Annotated in this window: 16 protein-coding genes and 1 pseudogene; 3 read left to right on the forward strand and 14 right to left on the reverse strand. The window is 61.4% G+C overall.

Annotation, left to right across the window (positions count from 1 at the left end):
- Window positions 1–5: 5 nt before the first annotated feature.
- From ACS4RS_RS11455 to ruvC, 9 genes and pseudogenes are all read right to left on the reverse strand, one after another.
- A complete protein-coding gene (locus ACS4RS_RS11455) occupies window positions 6–866 on the reverse strand; it encodes a tyrosine-type recombinase/integrase (protein ID WP_439008560.1) in 861 nt (286 codons plus the stop codon).
- A gap of 137 nt (window positions 867–1003) precedes the next feature.
- The gene (locus tag ACS4RS_RS11460; protein WP_439010872.1) at window positions 1004–1567 is read right to left on the reverse strand and encodes a DinB family protein; all 564 of its coding nucleotides are present in this window, start codon (window positions 1565–1567) and stop codon (window positions 1004–1006) included.
- Window positions 1568–1613: 46 nt separating this feature from the next.
- Window positions 1614–2120 (reverse strand): annotated as a pseudogene (locus tag ACS4RS_RS11465) (NUDIX hydrolase); the annotation flags it as partial.
- Window positions 2121–2126: 6 nt separating this feature from the next.
- Window positions 2127–3029, reverse strand: a complete 903-nt coding sequence (locus ACS4RS_RS11470) for a metallophosphoesterase (protein ID WP_439010871.1) — start codon at window positions 3027–3029, stop codon at window positions 2127–2129.
- Window positions 3030–4070: a Holliday junction branch migration DNA helicase RuvB gene (gene ruvB, locus ACS4RS_RS11475; RefSeq protein WP_449313656.1), complete on the reverse strand. Its 1041-nt coding sequence runs from the start codon at window positions 4068–4070 to the stop codon at window positions 3030–3032.
- Window positions 4071–4152: 82 nt separating this feature from the next.
- The gene (ruvA, locus tag ACS4RS_RS11480) at window positions 4153–4767 is read right to left on the reverse strand and encodes a Holliday junction branch migration protein RuvA (RefSeq protein WP_439010870.1); all 615 of its coding nucleotides are present in this window, start codon (window positions 4765–4767) and stop codon (window positions 4153–4155) included.
- Between the two features lie 13 nt (window positions 4768–4780).
- Window positions 4781–5194, reverse strand: a complete 414-nt coding sequence (locus tag ACS4RS_RS11485) for a type II toxin-antitoxin system VapC family toxin (RefSeq protein WP_439010869.1) — start codon at window positions 5192–5194, stop codon at window positions 4781–4783.
- Window positions 5194–5445, reverse strand: a complete 252-nt coding sequence (locus ACS4RS_RS11490) for an AbrB/MazE/SpoVT family DNA-binding domain-containing protein (protein WP_003566365.1) — start codon at window positions 5443–5445, stop codon at window positions 5194–5196. Before ACS4RS_RS11490 ends, ACS4RS_RS11485 begins: the two co-directional genes overlap by 1 nt.
- 57 nt (window positions 5446–5502) lie before the next feature.
- On the reverse strand, window positions 5503–6012 hold the full coding sequence (gene ruvC / locus ACS4RS_RS11495) for a crossover junction endodeoxyribonuclease RuvC (protein ID WP_449313657.1): 510 nt from the start codon (window positions 6010–6012) through the stop codon (window positions 5503–5505).
- Window positions 6013–6256: 244 nt separating this feature from the next.
- Here ruvC and ACS4RS_RS11500 point away from each other — a divergent pair, with 244 nt between their 5' ends.
- Window positions 6257–8572: a methyl-accepting chemotaxis protein gene (locus ACS4RS_RS11500; RefSeq protein WP_439010868.1), complete on the forward strand. Its 2316-nt coding sequence runs from the start codon at window positions 6257–6259 to the stop codon at window positions 8570–8572.
- Window positions 8573–8698: 126 nt separating this feature from the next.
- Window positions 8699–9700, forward strand: coding sequence for an MsnO8 family LLM class oxidoreductase (locus ACS4RS_RS11505; RefSeq protein ID WP_439011847.1), 1002 nt, complete (start codon window positions 8699–8701; stop codon window positions 9698–9700).
- Window positions 9701–9775: 75 nt separating this feature from the next.
- Here ACS4RS_RS11505 and ACS4RS_RS11510 read toward each other — a convergent pair whose 3' ends face one another.
- Window positions 9776–10522, reverse strand: a complete 747-nt coding sequence (locus ACS4RS_RS11510; RefSeq protein WP_439010867.1) for a YebC/PmpR family DNA-binding transcriptional regulator — start codon at window positions 10520–10522, stop codon at window positions 9776–9778.
- Between the two features lie 139 nt (window positions 10523–10661).
- Between ACS4RS_RS11510 and ACS4RS_RS11515 the strand changes: the two genes are divergently transcribed.
- Window positions 10662–11165, forward strand: a complete 504-nt coding sequence (locus ACS4RS_RS11515) for a pyridoxamine 5'-phosphate oxidase family protein (RefSeq protein WP_439010866.1) — start codon at window positions 10662–10664, stop codon at window positions 11163–11165.
- A 35-nt stretch (window positions 11166–11200) separates the two neighbouring features.
- On the opposite strand, the gene ACS4RS_RS11520 is transcribed toward ACS4RS_RS11515, so the two are convergent.
- The 4 genes from ACS4RS_RS11520 to ACS4RS_RS11535 form a co-directional block, all read right to left on the reverse strand.
- The gene (locus ACS4RS_RS11520) at window positions 11201–12046 is read right to left on the reverse strand and encodes an MBL fold metallo-hydrolase (RefSeq protein ID WP_439010865.1); all 846 of its coding nucleotides are present in this window, start codon (window positions 12044–12046) and stop codon (window positions 11201–11203) included.
- Between the two features lie 118 nt (window positions 12047–12164).
- Entirely contained in the window at window positions 12165–12989 is an 825-nt protein-coding gene (locus ACS4RS_RS11525) for a TIGR00282 family metallophosphoesterase (protein ID WP_439010864.1), read from the reverse strand.
- A gap of 3 nt (window positions 12990–12992) precedes the next feature.
- Window positions 12993–13580: a 5-formyltetrahydrofolate cyclo-ligase gene (locus ACS4RS_RS11530; RefSeq protein ID WP_116407160.1), complete on the reverse strand. Its 588-nt coding sequence runs from the start codon at window positions 13578–13580 to the stop codon at window positions 12993–12995.
- A gap of 118 nt (window positions 13581–13698) precedes the next feature.
- On the reverse strand, window positions 13699–14406 hold the full coding sequence (locus tag ACS4RS_RS11535) for a hypothetical protein (RefSeq protein ID WP_439010863.1): 708 nt from the start codon (window positions 14404–14406) through the stop codon (window positions 13699–13701).
- Window positions 14407–14431: the final 25 nt, after the last annotated feature.

Below are 14431 nucleotides of genomic sequence, written 5' to 3' on the forward strand. Positions count from 1 at the left end.
CTTGCTCAGCTTGGCGGCACCACCTCCAGCGTCAGTCGGTCGAGCGGGCTGGTCGTGCTGCGGATCAGGGTATTGGAAACCTTCGTGTAGCGTGCCGTGGTGGACAGATTGTTGTGGCCGAGCAAAACTTGGATGATGCGGATGTCGGTTCCGCTTTCCAAAAGATGGGTGGCAAAGCTGTGGCGCAGCGTATGCACCGTTACCCTTTTGTCGATGCCGGCCGCGGCGCACGCCGAACGGCAGGCAGAATACAGAACCTGGACGTCGATGGGCTTGGTCTCGTCCCGACCCGGAAACAGCCAGACCTCGGGTCTCGCCAGCCGCCAATAGACCCGCAGGATCGCGAGCAACTGCGCTGACAGCATGACGTTGCGATCCTTTCCGCCCTTGCCATGCTCGACGCGGATGATGCCGCGTTCGCCATCAATGTTGCGGACCTTGAGATGGACAGCTTCCGAGGCGCGCAGCCCCGCCGCATACGCTGTCGTCAGTGCGGTACGGGTCCTCAGGCTTGGAACGGCTTCCAGAAACCGCACGATCTCGTCGCCGTTGAGGATCGTCGGCAGCTTGGCCGGTGTCCGGGCATAGGCAATGCGCTCCGGTATCTCGCCATGACCAAGCGTGACGCCAAAGAAGAACCGCAGGGCACAAACTGTCTGGTTCAAGGCTGGCCATGATAGGCCCGATGAAACCAGATGCACCTGAAACGCGCGCACGTCTTCCAGTCCAAGACGGTCTGGCGATCGCCCGAAATAGCGCGAGAACTTCGTTACCGCATGTAAATACGATCGTTGCGTTGCTGGCGAAAGATTGCGGATCGTCATGTCATCGATCATGCGCCGGCGTAGAGGGCTCATCTCCGTCATCGTCATCTCCTGATTGAAGGTTGGGCAAAACAGCCCATTCCTTCAATCAGGAGCGCTTCATGCAATCAGATCCTCCAAATGCCGCGAAAGCGGCTTCGTTCAATCCCAATTGCGATTCTACCTAAAATCATCCCGCTCTAACGCATCAGCGTTTCTTCGTTCCAGCCGAGCCCGGCCAGCTCCTCGCCGCGAAACCGGGCGTCGTCGGCGACGATGAATTCGTCGAGCTGCGGCGGAGCGACGCTGGTGCTGGAGAGCATCGCATGCACTTGGCCGCGATGATGGGTCTGGTGCTGGAAGAGGTGGGCGAAGACGTCGTCCATCCGCTCCTCTTGGATGCGGTCGCCGCGGTGGAGGCGGACGGTCGACACCAGCTTTTCCGGCGTTAGAGCCTCGCAAAGTGCGACCAAGCGCTGATCGACCTTCGCCTGCGCTTGCGCCAGCGATGAAATATCATCGAACGGTTCGTCGATCTCGAAGGCCTGGTAGCCGAGCGTGCCGCCTTCCAGGCCGTCGACATAGAACCAGTCGACCGTAATGATGTGGTTCAGGGTTTCCTTGATCGAGGGGAAGAAGCTGGTGCGCGGCGCTTCGAATTCGCCCGGCTTCAATGCCGCGCAGGCCTGAAGCAGACGGTGGCTGGCAAGAGCGTTGTTATAGGCGAGCTTACGAAATGACCTGATGGGATCGAAGGTCGGCATCGGCGCATCTCCTCTTCGCGTGCTTTCGGACTGGCTTGCGTCGGCCCTTCTCATCGAGATTGCCGTCCCGCCAGACGAGATGACGGGGTGCGATGGGCAGGTTCTCAATCTCATCGGCGATGAAATAGGGCGGGATGTCGAGGTCGGTCAGGGCCTCGCGCGTCGCAAGCACCCATTTGAATTCGAGATGATTGTCGCCGTCTTCGACGTGGTGGATGATCTCACCCGGCTGAAAGGGGAATTCCGGGGGGATGTCCATCAGGTAATAGAGGCCGAGTTCATGCCAGTCGTGCTGTTCATAGCGGAAAAAGTTCTCGACGATCCACAGCAGCCGAAAGACGGTAACGTCGACGCCCAGTTCCTCCACCATCTCCCGTTTCAGCGTTACTTCCGACGTCTCGCCGATTTCCGCCCTGCCGCCCGGAAAGGTCCAGAAGGGTTCATGCACGGCGCGATGAGCGAGCACATGGCCATCGCGAAAGCCGAGGCCGGCGATGCGATAATTGAAACGCTCAGCGCCCGCGGTCAGGCGAATGAGAGCGCGCTTGCTCATGTCATTCTATCCGAGATCGATCACGACAATTTCCGGCGGCACGCCGAAGCGTACCGGTGCGATGGAGCAGCCGAGGCCGCCTGAGACGATGATATTGCGCCCCTCCTCGACAATATGGCCATAGGCGTAACGATTACCGTAACGCGAGGGGACGATCGGCGAACGGCCGAGGAAACGGATCTGTCCGCCATGGGTGTGGCCGGACAGCGTCAGCGACACCCGTTCGGGCACGCACGGAAAGATGTCGGGCTCATGGGCAAGCAGGATGACGGGCGCATTGTCGGTCACCTGAGCCAGTGTTCCCTCGAGATCGTCGAGGCCGAGCATGCGGGTGCGGCCCCATTTCCTTCCGGGCAGCAAAGCCAGCTGATCTTCGAGGCCTGCGAGCCAGAAACCGCGGCCATCCTTTTCGAGCCGGACGGCGCGGTTGCCGTAGACAGGGATACCGACATCGGCAAGCGCCCGGTGCCCGAATGTTTCCATCCCGCCGTTCTTCTGGGCGGTCCTGTCCTCCCACCAATCGTGATTGCCCATGATCGCATGGACGCCGAGAGGGGCCTGCAGGGTGGCGAGCGCCTTCGACCACTGGCTCGAATGCACATATTGCGTCACCATGTTCATGCCGGCGGCGTAATCGCCGAGCAGGACGGTGACATCGCCCTCGAGCTCGTTGGCTCTGTGGCAGATCGCGGCAATGCGGCTTGTCGACATCCAGGGTTCGCAGGCATGGATATCGGCAAGCGCGACGACGCGGAGCTTCAGCCCTGGTGTCCATCCCGGCGGCGTCAGCCGGTAGCCGACAATGCCGAGCCGCGCCAGCGGTTCATAAGCGAAGGCGTACCCACCAAGCGACATGACGCCTGCAATGCCGCCGCCAAGAACCTTGAAAAACCCGCGGCGGGTGATCACTCAGTTGTCCTCCTGAAACAGCCGGAACTGCGCAGCCTCCATTTCCTTGGGCGGTTGCATTCCGAGATGTTTCCACGCGATTGCAGTCAGAACACGGCCGCGCGGCGTGCGCTGAATGAAACCCTGCTGGATCATATAGGGCTCGATGATGTCCTCGATCGCGTCGCGCGGCTCGGAAAGGCCGGCGGCGATGGTTTCGATGCCGACCGGGCCGCCGCCGAAATTGACGGCGATCATGTTGAGGTAACGTTTGTCGAGCTGGTCGAAGCCGACATTGTCGACGAGCAAGCGGGTCAGCGCCTCGTCGGCGATCTCACGCGTCACCGCCTCGGCCCTTGCCACCTCGGCAAAGTCGCGCACGCGCCGCAGCAGACGACCGGCGATGCGCGGCGTGCCCCAGGCGCGCCGTGCGATCTCGCGGGCACCCTCTTCGGTCATCGGCAGGTTCATCAGCCGCGCGCCGCGGCGCACGATCAGTTCCAGCTCCTCGACGGTATAGAAGCTCAGGCGCACCGGGATGCCGAAGCGGTCACGCAGCGGCGTCGTCAGCAGGCCGAGGCGGGTGGTGGCCGCCACCAGCGTGAATTTTGACAGATCGATTTTCACCGAGCGCGCGGCAGGGCCTTCGCCGATGATCAGGTCGAGCTGGAAATCCTCCATGGCCGGATAGAGGATTTCCTCGACGGCCGGGTTGAGGCGATGGATCTCGTCGATGAAGAGCACGTCGCGCTCCTCGAGATTGGTCAGTAGCGCGGCGAGATCGCCGGCCTTGGCGATCACAGGACCTGACGTCGAGCGGAAATTGACGCCGAGCTCCTTCGCCATGATCTGCGCAAGCGTCGTCTTGCCGAGGCCGGGCGGGCCGACGAAGAGCACATGGTCCAGTGCCTCGCCGCGGTTCTTCGCCGCCTCGATGAAGACCTTGAGATTGGCCCGGGCTTCCGCCTGGCCGGTGAATTCGTCCAGCGATTGCGGGCGTAGGGTGATGTCGAGATCTTCGCCCCGCTTTTCCGGCGATATCAGGCGGGCGGGTTCGCTCATGCTCTCATTCCGTTTTGAAACCTGTCACAGCAATACACCAAAAATCGGCTGCCTCGACATCCAATCATCGGTTTTCCTGGCTTCACCGCGCCAGTTCTTTCAAGCCCAACCTGATCAGCTTGGCGCTATCGGCGTCGTCGCCGGCCGTCTTCATCGCCGCGGCAACGGCGTTGGCGGCCTGGTCTCTGCTGTAGCCGAGGTTGGTCAGCGCGGAAACCGCGTCGGCCACCGGTGCGGCCGCAACACCTTCGCCGAGTTCCTGCTTGAGGGCGATATTGATCGCTTCCCCGGCAAAGGCCGGCGCCCGGTTCTTGAGTTCGGTGACGAGACGCATGGCCACTTTCGGGCCGACGCCCGGCGCGCGGGAGACTGCGGCGCGGTCCTGCAGGGCGATTGCATTGGCGAGTTCGCCCGGCGTCAAGGTCGAGAGCACGGCGAGCGCCACCTTGGCGCCAACGCCCTGGACGCTCTGCAGCAGATTGAACCATTCCCGCTCCAGCGCGGTCATGAAGCCAAACAGCTTCAACTGGTCCTCGCGCACATAGGTCTCGATGAACAATATGCAGGCCTCGCCGGCCGAGCCTAGCTTGGACAGGGTGCGGGCCGAGCAATGGGCGACGTAGCAAACGCCATGCACATCGACGAGCACATAGTCTTCGCCGATCTCGTCTATGGTGCCTTTCAGCTTGCCGATCATGGGGCGCGGTCTCTCAAGGGTGGGTTTCGGGCGTGATAAGTTCAACGGAGGGAAAATAAGATCGGTATCCGCTAGGGTCGCGGGTCAAAATCTTATAGCCCCTTATCGCCGCATGGGCGCCGATGAAGAAGTCGGGCAATATCCGTTCGCGTCGTCCGCCGGCGCGACGGTAAAGCCGGAAGGCTTGAGCCGCGGCGAAGGCAGCCGGCCAAGGCAGGTTCTCGCGGCGAAATTCATCCTGCGGAAGCAGTTGGTCAACTTCATCCATATCGCCGTAGCGAACGGAAAATTCGGAATAGATGATCGGATTTATGAGGACCGGCCCATCTCTGAAGACGTCGAGCATTTTCCGACGCGACCAACCGCGCCAGTCCGACCCAGCCACAGCCAGATCGACGAGTATGTCTGTATCGACAAGCGTTGCCATCAGCGATCACGGGTCATCGACATGAGGTCTTCGGCATCGATCGCCTGATCGCCGGTTCCTTCGAGACGACGGATCGTCTGTAGGAAACGGTCCAGGCGGCCCCGATCCTCGATCTCCTGCTTGCCGTTCTTCGGCGAGAGAACGAGTTTTCCGTTCTCGATCGAGAAGATGACCTCGCTGTTGGCCTCGATGCCCGCAAGCTCTCTGAGATCGCGAGGAATGGTGACCTGGCCTTTGGACGTGACGCGCATCTTGCTGCTCCTTCGAAGTAAGAATTATCCTTACTGTTAGAACAAGTCAAGAACGAACTAGCCGGCCAGCGCTTCCCGCATCCGGTTGCTGCCGCGATTGTGGGCATGGCAGATGGCGATCGCCAGGGCGTCGGCGGCGTCATCACCCTTGAATTCGACTTTCGGCATCAGGATCTTCAACATCATGTGAATCTGACGTTTTTCGCCGTGGCCGACGCCGATGACGGCCTTCTTTACGGCGTTCGGGGCATATTCGGAGACCCGCAGTCCGGCGCGCGCCGGCACCAGCATGGCGATGCCGCGGGCCTGGCCAAGCTTCAGGGTCGCCACCGCATCTTTGTTGACGAAGGTCTGTTCGACGGCGGCTTCATCTGGCTTGTAGGTGTGGACGACCTCCGCCAGGCCGTCATGCAGCTGGCAGAGGCGGGAGGCAAGGTCCATGTCTCCGTCGGAGGTCACGGTTCCGGAGGCGACAAAACGCAGGGAATTGCCAAGTGTGTCGATGATTCCCCAGCCGGTGCGGCGAAGGCCGGGATCAATGCCGACGATGCGAATCGTATTTTGCATGGTTCAACCTATAGCGACTGCGAAATAACTGCCACCGATATGTGAACAAAACAAAAACATTCTCGGATTTAAGCCGCTCCATTTACCGCGAATTAAAACAGATGCTTGAATTCTAGTGTCAAATACAAAGGGGGTCTCGTGTCGCAAGGAGATAAGCCCCCCGATGTTCTGTTTAAAAGATCGGTCGATCAGGCATGCGCTGCGTGCCCACGCCGGCGGGCGTGTCAGAAGGGGTTCGTCGTACATGGCTAAGAGATTTCAGTCCCTGTCCTTCAAGGTCATTGCCACATTCATTCTGCTGACTGTGCTGTCGATCGCAGTGATCGACGTGCTTGCCTATTTTGCCAGCAGCCGGATCTCCGACGAACAGGCGCTGAAAGCCAAGGAGAGCGTGTTGATCTTTCGCGGCGACATGCTGCAGGACCAACTGACGCAGCTTGAAAACCAGGCGACCTCGATTGCACGCATCGAAGCGCTGCAGATGTCGATCACCAGCCTGAAAAGCGGTTGGAAGACGATCGAGAAAACCTCCGGCGATGCCCGCGCCGAGTTGAAGAAGGTTTTCATCACCAGCAATCCCAACCCCGCAGACCAGCGTGAGAAACTGATGAAGCCGGAAGGACCGAGCGGCTTTTATTATTCGAACCATGAAAAGACGCAGGGGGAAGTCGCCCGCGATCTCGCAGATACCGCCTTCAGCGATCTGCTGATCGCCGATCTCGACGGCACCGTCATCTATTCCTACAAGAAGCAGGACGACTTCGCCGAGAATCTGAAGACGGATGCGTGGAAGGCAACCGGTGCCGGTATCGCTTTCGCCAAGGCAATCGAGAATACCGCCAAGGCGACGGATGATGCCGCACCGACAGGTTTTTCCGGCCTTCGCGTCGATGCCGCCAGCGGCAATTCGGCGATCTTCTATGCCGTGCCGATCGTCAAGCTCGGGGCGGCCAAGGGCATCATCCTGTTCAAGGTGCGCGACGACATCGTCACCAGCATCCTGGCCAAAGGCATTGTCCAGGACAGCACGGCGCGGGCGGCGATCGTTTCCGGCGATGGGTCGGCTGTCGGGCTCGACGCGAACGGCAGGCTTGCGACGCTCGATGCGACACCCTTCACCTTCATCAAGGACGCGCTTGCCAGTTCGGCGATGACGGTTGCCGATTTCAGCCGAGCGGATGGGGCGGCCCGCGCCTATGTCCGCGGTATCGATTATCGTGGCGACCGTTTCCTCGTGGTCGAAAGCGTGCTGCTCAGTGAGCTCAATGCCGGTTCGATCGAGATCGCCACTTTGCTGACGATGATCGGCATCGGCGTGCTCGTCGTCATGGCAATCGCCACCGGGCTCGTCACCAACTTCCTGTTCTCGCCGCTTGCGCGGCTTGCCGGTGTGACCCGCGACGTCGCCGACGGCAAGCTCGACAGCGAGATCGGCAGCCTGAACCGCAAGGACGAGATCGGCACGATGGCCAATGCGCTCGCCCGCTTCCGGCAGTCGCTGCTCGAAAGCCGCGAACTCGAAGCCGCCAGCGAAGAGACGCGCCTGCAGGCCGAGCAGGATCGCCAGCAGAACCTGGCCGAGCGCGAGGCCGAGGCGAAGACGCTGCAAGAGGTGGTCGAGGCGATCGACGAAGGTCTGCATCACCTGGCGAGCGGCGATCTTGCCTACCAGATCGATACGCGCTTCCCGAACGAGCTCGAAAGCCTGCGCATCAATTTCAACGAGGCGCTCGCGACACTCAGCGAAACCATGACGGCCATCGGCGGCAACTCGATGGCGGTGCGTGCCGGCTCCGAGGAAATGCGCACCAGCGCCGACGAGCTCGCCGGCCGCACCGAGCGCCAGGCCGGCTCGATCACCGAGACGGCGAATGCGATCAGCGCCATCACCCAGTCCGTCCGCCGGCAGATCGAGCGGGCCGAACAGGCCGAGCGCATCGCCCGCGACGCCAAGAAGGAGACGACCGGCTCCGGCCAGATCATGCGCGAGACGATCGCAGCGATGGAGGCGATCCAGACATCCTCGCGCCAGATCAACACGATCATCTCGGTCATCGACGACATCGCCTTCCAGACCAACCTCCTGGCGCTCAATGCCGGCGTCGAGGCAGCGCGCGCCGGTGAATCGGGCAAGGGCTTCGCTGTCGTCGCCATGGAAGTGCGCGAACTCGCCCAGCGCTCGTCGAGCGCGGCCAAGGAGATCTCCAGCCTACTGCAGAAATCGACGCATGAGGTCGAAAGCGGCGTGGCGCTTGTGGAAAGGGCTGGAGTAGCGCTGACCGGCATCGGCGCCCATGTCGAGGCGATCAACGGGGAGATCCACGACATCATGGGTGCGACCCGCGAAGAGGCCGACACACTGCGTGAGATCAACAGCGCCGTCGCCGAGCTTGACGCGATGACACAACAGAATGCCTCGATGGTCGAGGAAACGACGGCGGCGATCCACAGGCTGGCGACGGAAGCCTTGGAGATGGACCGCCAGCTCGGCAATTTCACGCTGCCCCCTGGCCACCACCAGCCCAGCGCCGAGGTGCACGTGCTGCGCCGTCACCGGTAGCGACTGTCTCCGAGTATTGCAAAAGGGTCGCGTTGGCGCGGCCCTTTTTCTTTGTACGCTCGGTTTGGAATGGTGCGGGTGCGAACCTACATAGGCTGCATCCTTCAACTGGCCGGCAGGTTTCCCATGGTTCCCTTCTCCATACTCGACCTTTCCCCCGTTGCCGAAGGCAGCAGCGTGCGCCAGTCGCTCGAGAGTTCGGCGCGGATGGCTGAGAAGGCCGAGGAACTCGGTTACAAGCGCTTCTGGCTCGCCGAACATCACGGCATGCCGGGGATCGCCAGTGCGGCAACCGCCGTCGTCATCGGCCATGTCGGCGCCGCCACCAAGCGCATCCGCATCGGCTCCGGCGGAATCATGCTGCCCAATCATTCGCCGCTCGTCATCGCCGAGCAGTTCGGCACGCTCGAGGCGCTCTTCCCCGGCCGCGTCGATCTCGGCCTCGGGCGCGCTCCGGGAACGGATATGCGCACGGCGCAGGCGCTGCGGCGCAACCTCGAGGCCGGCGCCAACAGCTTTCCGAACGACGTTGTGGAACTGCAGCAACTGCTCGGCACGCCGGTCGAAAATCAGGCGATCCTCGCGGTTCCCGGCAATTCATCTTACATCCCGATCTGGCTGCTCGGCTCAAGCCTCTACAGCGCCCAACTCGCCGCCATGCTTGGGCTCCCCTATGCCTTCGCCTCGCATTTCGCGCCTGACATGCTGCTCGACGCGATCGCGATCTACCGCGACCGCTTTCAGCCCTCGGCGACGCTCGACAAGCTCTATGTGATGGTCGGCGTCATGGGCGCGGTGGCGGCGACTGATGAGGAGGCGCGCTATCATTTCACCTCCGCCGAGCAGCAATTCGTCAACTTGCGCCGCAATGTCCGCGGCCCGTTCCCGCGTCCGTCGGCCGATATGGAGGCGTTCTGGTCGCCGATGGAGAAGATGAATGTCGAACACACCCTGCGTTACGCCGTGGTCGGGTCGCCGACGACGGCGGAGGCGAAACTGACGGCGTTTCTCAAGGAAACACAGGCCGACGAGGTGATCATCTCCATGCCGATCCATGATATCGAGGTACGGCTGAGATCGGTGGAACTGTTCGCGGGCCTGGGAAACTTCATGCGGGTGGCCGCATAGGTTCGCAACGCGCGGCTTGGCACAAAAAACCCGGCGCCACGGCCGGGTTTTCCATGGAAGATCGTTTTAAGAGAATCAGGCCGAGAGCTTGGCCAGCACTTCTTCCGAGACCTCGAAGTTGGAATAGACGTTCTGCACGTCGTCATCATCTTCCAGGCTGTCGATGAGCTTCATCAGCGACTGGGCTTTTTCTTCGTCGACCGGCACATTGTTCTGGGCACGCCAGACGGCCTTGACGGTTTCGGCTTCGCCGAGGCCGGATTCCAGCGCTTTCGAGACTTCGCCGAGGGCTTCGAAGGCGCAGGTGATGTAGTGACCGTCTTCATCGGTCTCGACATCATCGGCGCCGGCTTCGATCGCGGCTTCCATCACCTTGTCGGCGTCGCCGACGGAAAGCTTGTAGGTGATTTCGCCGACATGGTCGAAGGAGAAGGAAACGGAACCGGTTTCGCCGAGAGCGCCGCCGGCCTTGGTGAAGATCGAGCGGACATTGGAAGCGGTGCGGTTGCGGTTGTCTGTCAGGGCCTCGACAATGATCGCCGTGCCACCGGGGCCGTAACCCTCGTAACGGACTTCATCGTAGTTCTCGCCATCGGCGCCGGCTGCCTTCTTGATGGCGCGGTCGATATTGTCCTTCGGCATCGACTGGGCCTTGGCGTTCTGGATCGCCAGGCGAAGACGGGCGTTCATCATCGGGTCGGGCAGGCCGGCCTTGGCGGCTACGGTGATTTCGCGCGCAAGCTTGGAGAACATTTTCGACCGCACGGCATCCTGACGGCCCTTGCGGTGCATGATGTTTTTAAACTGTGAATGGCCAGCCATGGCACCCCTGTTCACGTCTCATTGTTCGGAATGGGCCGCCTTATAAGAGCGAAACCGCACCCTTTCAAGGAAAAAGCAGTTTGGAACAAAGGTGAGGGGATGACGTTTCAAGAACTCCATCCAGCGGAAAGGAACGGTCATGGCAAGTCTCAGCGATGCGCAGGAACAGCCAGCACGTCAGCTCTGGGATCAGGTCAACGATGTTCATGCCGGCATGCTCGGAATTTCCGGGCTCGATATGCACATGCGGCCAATGGCGCCGCATGCCGATCCCACCACCAACACGATCTGGTTCTACACCAAGGCCGATGCCGACATCGTGCGCGCCATCAAGCCCGGCAGCCGCGCGCATTTCTGCGTTATCGGCAAAGATCACGACTATCACGCCTGCCTTGCCGGTGTGATCGACGTGCGTCCCGACCCTGCCAAAATCGAGGAATATTGGAGTTCGATCGTCGCTGCTTGGTATGACGGCGGCAAGAAGGATCCGAAGCTCACCATGCTTGCTTTGCATGTCGACGATGCCGAGATCTGGGTCTCGACCGGCAACAAGCTGAAATTCGGCTGGGAGATCGCCAAGGCCAATCTCGATGACGACACGGTCCCTGATGTCGGCATCAAGCGTCACCTGCAATTCGCCTGACGCGGCAAAGCCCGGACGCAAAACCGCCGGGCTTTTTACTGCACGCCCTTCAGCACATAGATCAGCGGCTTTTTCGGCAGAGTGCGCATGGAGACGGTGATACTGTCATCGGGCGCATTGGTGACGTCGAAATCCTTGCCGAACATCGAGACGAATGCTTCGACTGGCGGGCCGCGCCGGTGCATCGGCAGGATCAGCGACGAACGTAGCCGCTTGATGACGCGGCTCATGCTGTCGGCGCCCATGGTGAGGCCGCCGTCTACAGGAACCATGACGACGTCGAGGCGGCCGATCTCGGTATAGTGGGCATCCGTCAGTTCGTAGTGCAGGTGTCCGAGATGGCCGATGCAGAGGCCGGCAATCTCGAAAATGAAGATCGAATTGCCGTTCTCCTGCGAGCCGCCAAGGCCGTAGCTGAAGCGGATATCCGTCGGAACGTTGCGGATATAGGCATCGCCGATGACGAGATCGACATTGGCTTTTTCACCTGGAACGTCGCTCCATCCATGCAGCACATGCTTGATCGCAGGATCGGGCGTCAACGTATAGTGGGTCGGGTGCGCTTTGTTCATGGTCACGACATCCGGCATCGTCGCCGGCCTGTACCAGCCGTTGTAGTCTGTGGCGATGACGATGCCGCCAGGGGTGTCGATCTCGAAGGTGGAATGGCCGAGGAAAGTGAATTTGACCTCTTCTCCCTCGGAGACGGCAGGCGTCAACGGCGCGGCGCCGGAAAAGCTGGCGAAGGTGACCTTCGGGATATTCTCAGCGATCGCCTGGCACTGGCTGACGGGCGTTCGCTGTTCCTGCGCTCCGGCAGAACCCGCCGCGGCGAAGGCCGTAAGGCATGCGATAGCGAGGACGAGATATTGCGGCTTCATGCCAGCCCTCCGGCGCTCTACCACTTGGAATTGGCGGCGGGAGGATGCGGCATGAGGTCGCAGCGGTCCAGACTGAGGACGCTCACGATTGCGTGTTGGGCGCGCCTTGCGGGATGGATTAGCGCCAGAACTCCGGCACGGTCTCGGCCAGGCGCGGTCCGAGGCGGAGCGGTGCGATCTTCTCGGCCAGTCCCGTCGCATCGGAAATCTCCACGCCGACACCGCAGATCGTCGCCGGGCCGCTGGCTGCTTCCATGCGGCCCTTCGGCATCTTGGAGATAAAACGGTTGAGCGGCTCTTCCTTGTCCATGCCGAGGGAGGAGTCGTAATCGCCGCACATGCCGGCATCGGACATATAGGCGGTGCCGCCGTTCAGGATCTGCGCGTCGGCCGTCGGCACATGCGTGTGGGTGCCGACGACGAAACTGGCGCGGCCGTCGACGAAATGTCCGAAGCACTGCTTCTCGCTAGTCGCTTCCGCATGAAAATCGAAGATGATCGCATCGGCCTGCTCCTTCAGCGGGCAGGCGTCGAGGATCACTTCTGCCGATTTGAACGGATCGTCGAGTTCCGGATGCATGAAGACCCGGCCCATGACATTGGCGACGAGCACGCGTGCGCCGTTCCTGGCATAGAAAAGGCCGGAACCGCGGCCGGGCGTGCCTTGCGGATAGTTGGCCGGCCGCAGGAATTGATCGTGGCGCCCGGCAAAAGCCACGGCTTCCTTCTGGTCCCAGACGTGATTGCCTGTCGTCACCACGTCGGCGCCGGCATTGATCGTTTCCATAAAGATGTCCTCGGTGATGCCGAAGCCGCCGGCGGCATTCTCGCCGTTGACGATGACGAAATCGAGCTTGAGGTCGGAGATCAGGCCGGGAAGGCGGTCCCAGACCGCCGTGCGTCCCGTCTTGCCGACCATGTCACCCAGAAAAAGCAGCCGCATTCCCTATCCAATCCAAGAGGCAAAAAAGCGAAGGCCGCTTTCTGTCAGGATGGCATCCAGGCTTATGTCATGCGGCTCGTCGGGCACATGTGCCACTTCCTGGCAGTCGAATGCAATGCCGATCAGCTTCGGATGCAGGCCTTTTTGCCTCAGCCGGCTGATGGCGCGGTCGTAATGGCCGGCGCCGTAGCCGATGCGGTGGCCGCGGGCATCGAAAGCTGAAAGCGGCACCAGCATGATTTCCGGATCGAGAATAGCGGCATCCGCCGCAGGGCCGACCGTGCCGAAACCGGTATCGACAAGCGGCGCACCCTCCGCCAACTCACGAAAGACGATGGTCTGCCGGTCGAGGATAGCCGGCACGCAGAGCCGGGCACCGCGCACGGCAAAGCGCGCCATCAGCGGCCTGAGATCGGCTTCCGAACGGATCGGCAGGAAGCCCGAGACAATTGTGCCCAGCGCAAAGCCAACCGCTTCGCCGGCATGATCGGCCATCGCAAGGCTTTTGGAGGCGCGGTTCTCAGGAGAAATGGCGTCGCGTGCCGACAGTCGTTCGTTGCGCAGCTGCGCTTTCAGGTCTTTCACAGTCATTCGATCCGCCGGATAAGGACAAGTTCGAGCGAGCATAGACGGCTGGGTGTCCGATGCAAATATAGGATGCGACAACGCTACGGCCGTTTCACGCCCTGTCGCGGGATGCGGCCGAAGGTCAGATGACGATGCTTGTGGGTATTGTCGTGGTGGCGATGGAGAAGGCTGCCATGTCGGGAATGGCGTTCGCCCCGGCCTGCCGGTTCTGCTGCCGCAGATCGCGCATCGCGTTTTCGAGCAGCTGCTTGAGTGCGCGTACGACCGCTTTGAATTCTTCCATGGTTTCTCGATCATCGGCCGAGATGCCCGAGAATCGTGGGGCGTCCTCGGCAACGCTTTGATAGGCCTTGCGGGCGTTGGCGGCGGCGTCCGGCTCTTGCGAGCCGGTGTCTTCGTCCGCGGTTTTTCCTGAGATATCTGTCGGCGCAGCCTCGATCCCGTTCGTCGCGGCGGCCATTGTATCCGTTATTGGATCCACCGAAGTGACTGCTGCCGGGCTGCCGGTCGCGACGGCCGATGCGAATTCGGAGGCGGCGGTGCCGAGCTTGCGCGCCAGTTCGGCGGCCAGACGGGCGACAACCTCGGGCGGCATGTTGGAGCTGCGAAGCATCTCCATCTGCTGCTTTGCCTCTTCGAGCTTGCGTTCTGCCTTCGTCTTGGCTTCGTCCCCGGAATTCGCCAGAGTCTGCCGCATCTGCTGCAGCGCCTTGGTGCTGCGATGCAGCTCCAGCACACCCTGATCGGTCTCAATTCCGGCAGCAGAGATGACCGTTGCTGAAGACGTGCCGCGCAAGATGTTGGAGGCAGAGGTGGTTGCGACCTGCATGGACAATCCCCGACAGTCCGGGTCC

Source organism: Rhizobium sp. F40D2 (assembly GCF_051810745.2).
Lineage (GTDB): Bacteria > Pseudomonadota > Alphaproteobacteria > Rhizobiales > Rhizobiaceae > Rhizobium.

Coding starts and splice junctions, on each gene's coding strand:
- ACS4RS_RS11455 (WP_439008560.1), bottom strand. CDS start 866: ATGACGGAGATGAGCCCTCTACGCCGGCGCATGATCGATGACATGACG.
- ACS4RS_RS11460 (WP_439010872.1), bottom strand. CDS start 1,567: ATGCCGACCTTCGATCCCATCAGGTCATTTCGTAAGCTCGCCTATAAC.
- ruvB (WP_449313656.1), bottom strand. CDS start 4,070: ATGAGCGAACCCGCCCGCCTGATATCGCCGGAAAAGCGGGGCGAAGAT.
- ruvA (WP_439010870.1), bottom strand. CDS start 4,767: ATGATCGGCAAGCTGAAAGGCACCATAGACGAGATCGGCGAAGACTAT.
- ACS4RS_RS11485 (WP_439010869.1), bottom strand. CDS start 5,194: ATGGCAACGCTTGTCGATACAGACATACTCGTCGATCTGGCTGTGGCT.
- ACS4RS_RS11490 (WP_003566365.1), bottom strand. CDS start 5,445: ATGCGCGTCACGTCCAAAGGCCAGGTCACCATTCCTCGCGATCTCAGA.
- ruvC (WP_449313657.1), bottom strand. CDS start 6,012: ATGCAAAATACGATTCGCATCGTCGGCATTGATCCCGGCCTTCGCCGC.
- ACS4RS_RS11500 (WP_439010868.1), top strand. CDS start 6,257: ATGGCTAAGAGATTTCAGTCCCTGTCCTTCAAGGTCATTGCCACATTC.
- ACS4RS_RS11505 (WP_439011847.1), top strand. CDS start 8,699: ATGGTTCCCTTCTCCATACTCGACCTTTCCCCCGTTGCCGAAGGCAGC.
- ACS4RS_RS11510 (WP_439010867.1), bottom strand. CDS start 10,522: ATGGCTGGCCATTCACAGTTTAAAAACATCATGCACCGCAAGGGCCGT.
- ACS4RS_RS11515 (WP_439010866.1), top strand. CDS start 10,662: ATGGCAAGTCTCAGCGATGCGCAGGAACAGCCAGCACGTCAGCTCTGG.
- ACS4RS_RS11520 (WP_439010865.1), bottom strand. CDS start 12,046: ATGAAGCCGCAATATCTCGTCCTCGCTATCGCATGCCTTACGGCCTTC.
- ACS4RS_RS11525 (WP_439010864.1), bottom strand. CDS start 12,989: ATGCGGCTGCTTTTTCTGGGTGACATGGTCGGCAAGACGGGACGCACG.
- ACS4RS_RS11530 (WP_116407160.1), bottom strand. CDS start 13,580: ATGACTGTGAAAGACCTGAAAGCGCAGCTGCGCAACGAACGACTGTCG.
- ACS4RS_RS11535 (WP_439010863.1), bottom strand. CDS start 14,406: ATGCAGGTCGCAACCACCTCTGCCTCCAACATCTTGCGCGGCACGTCT.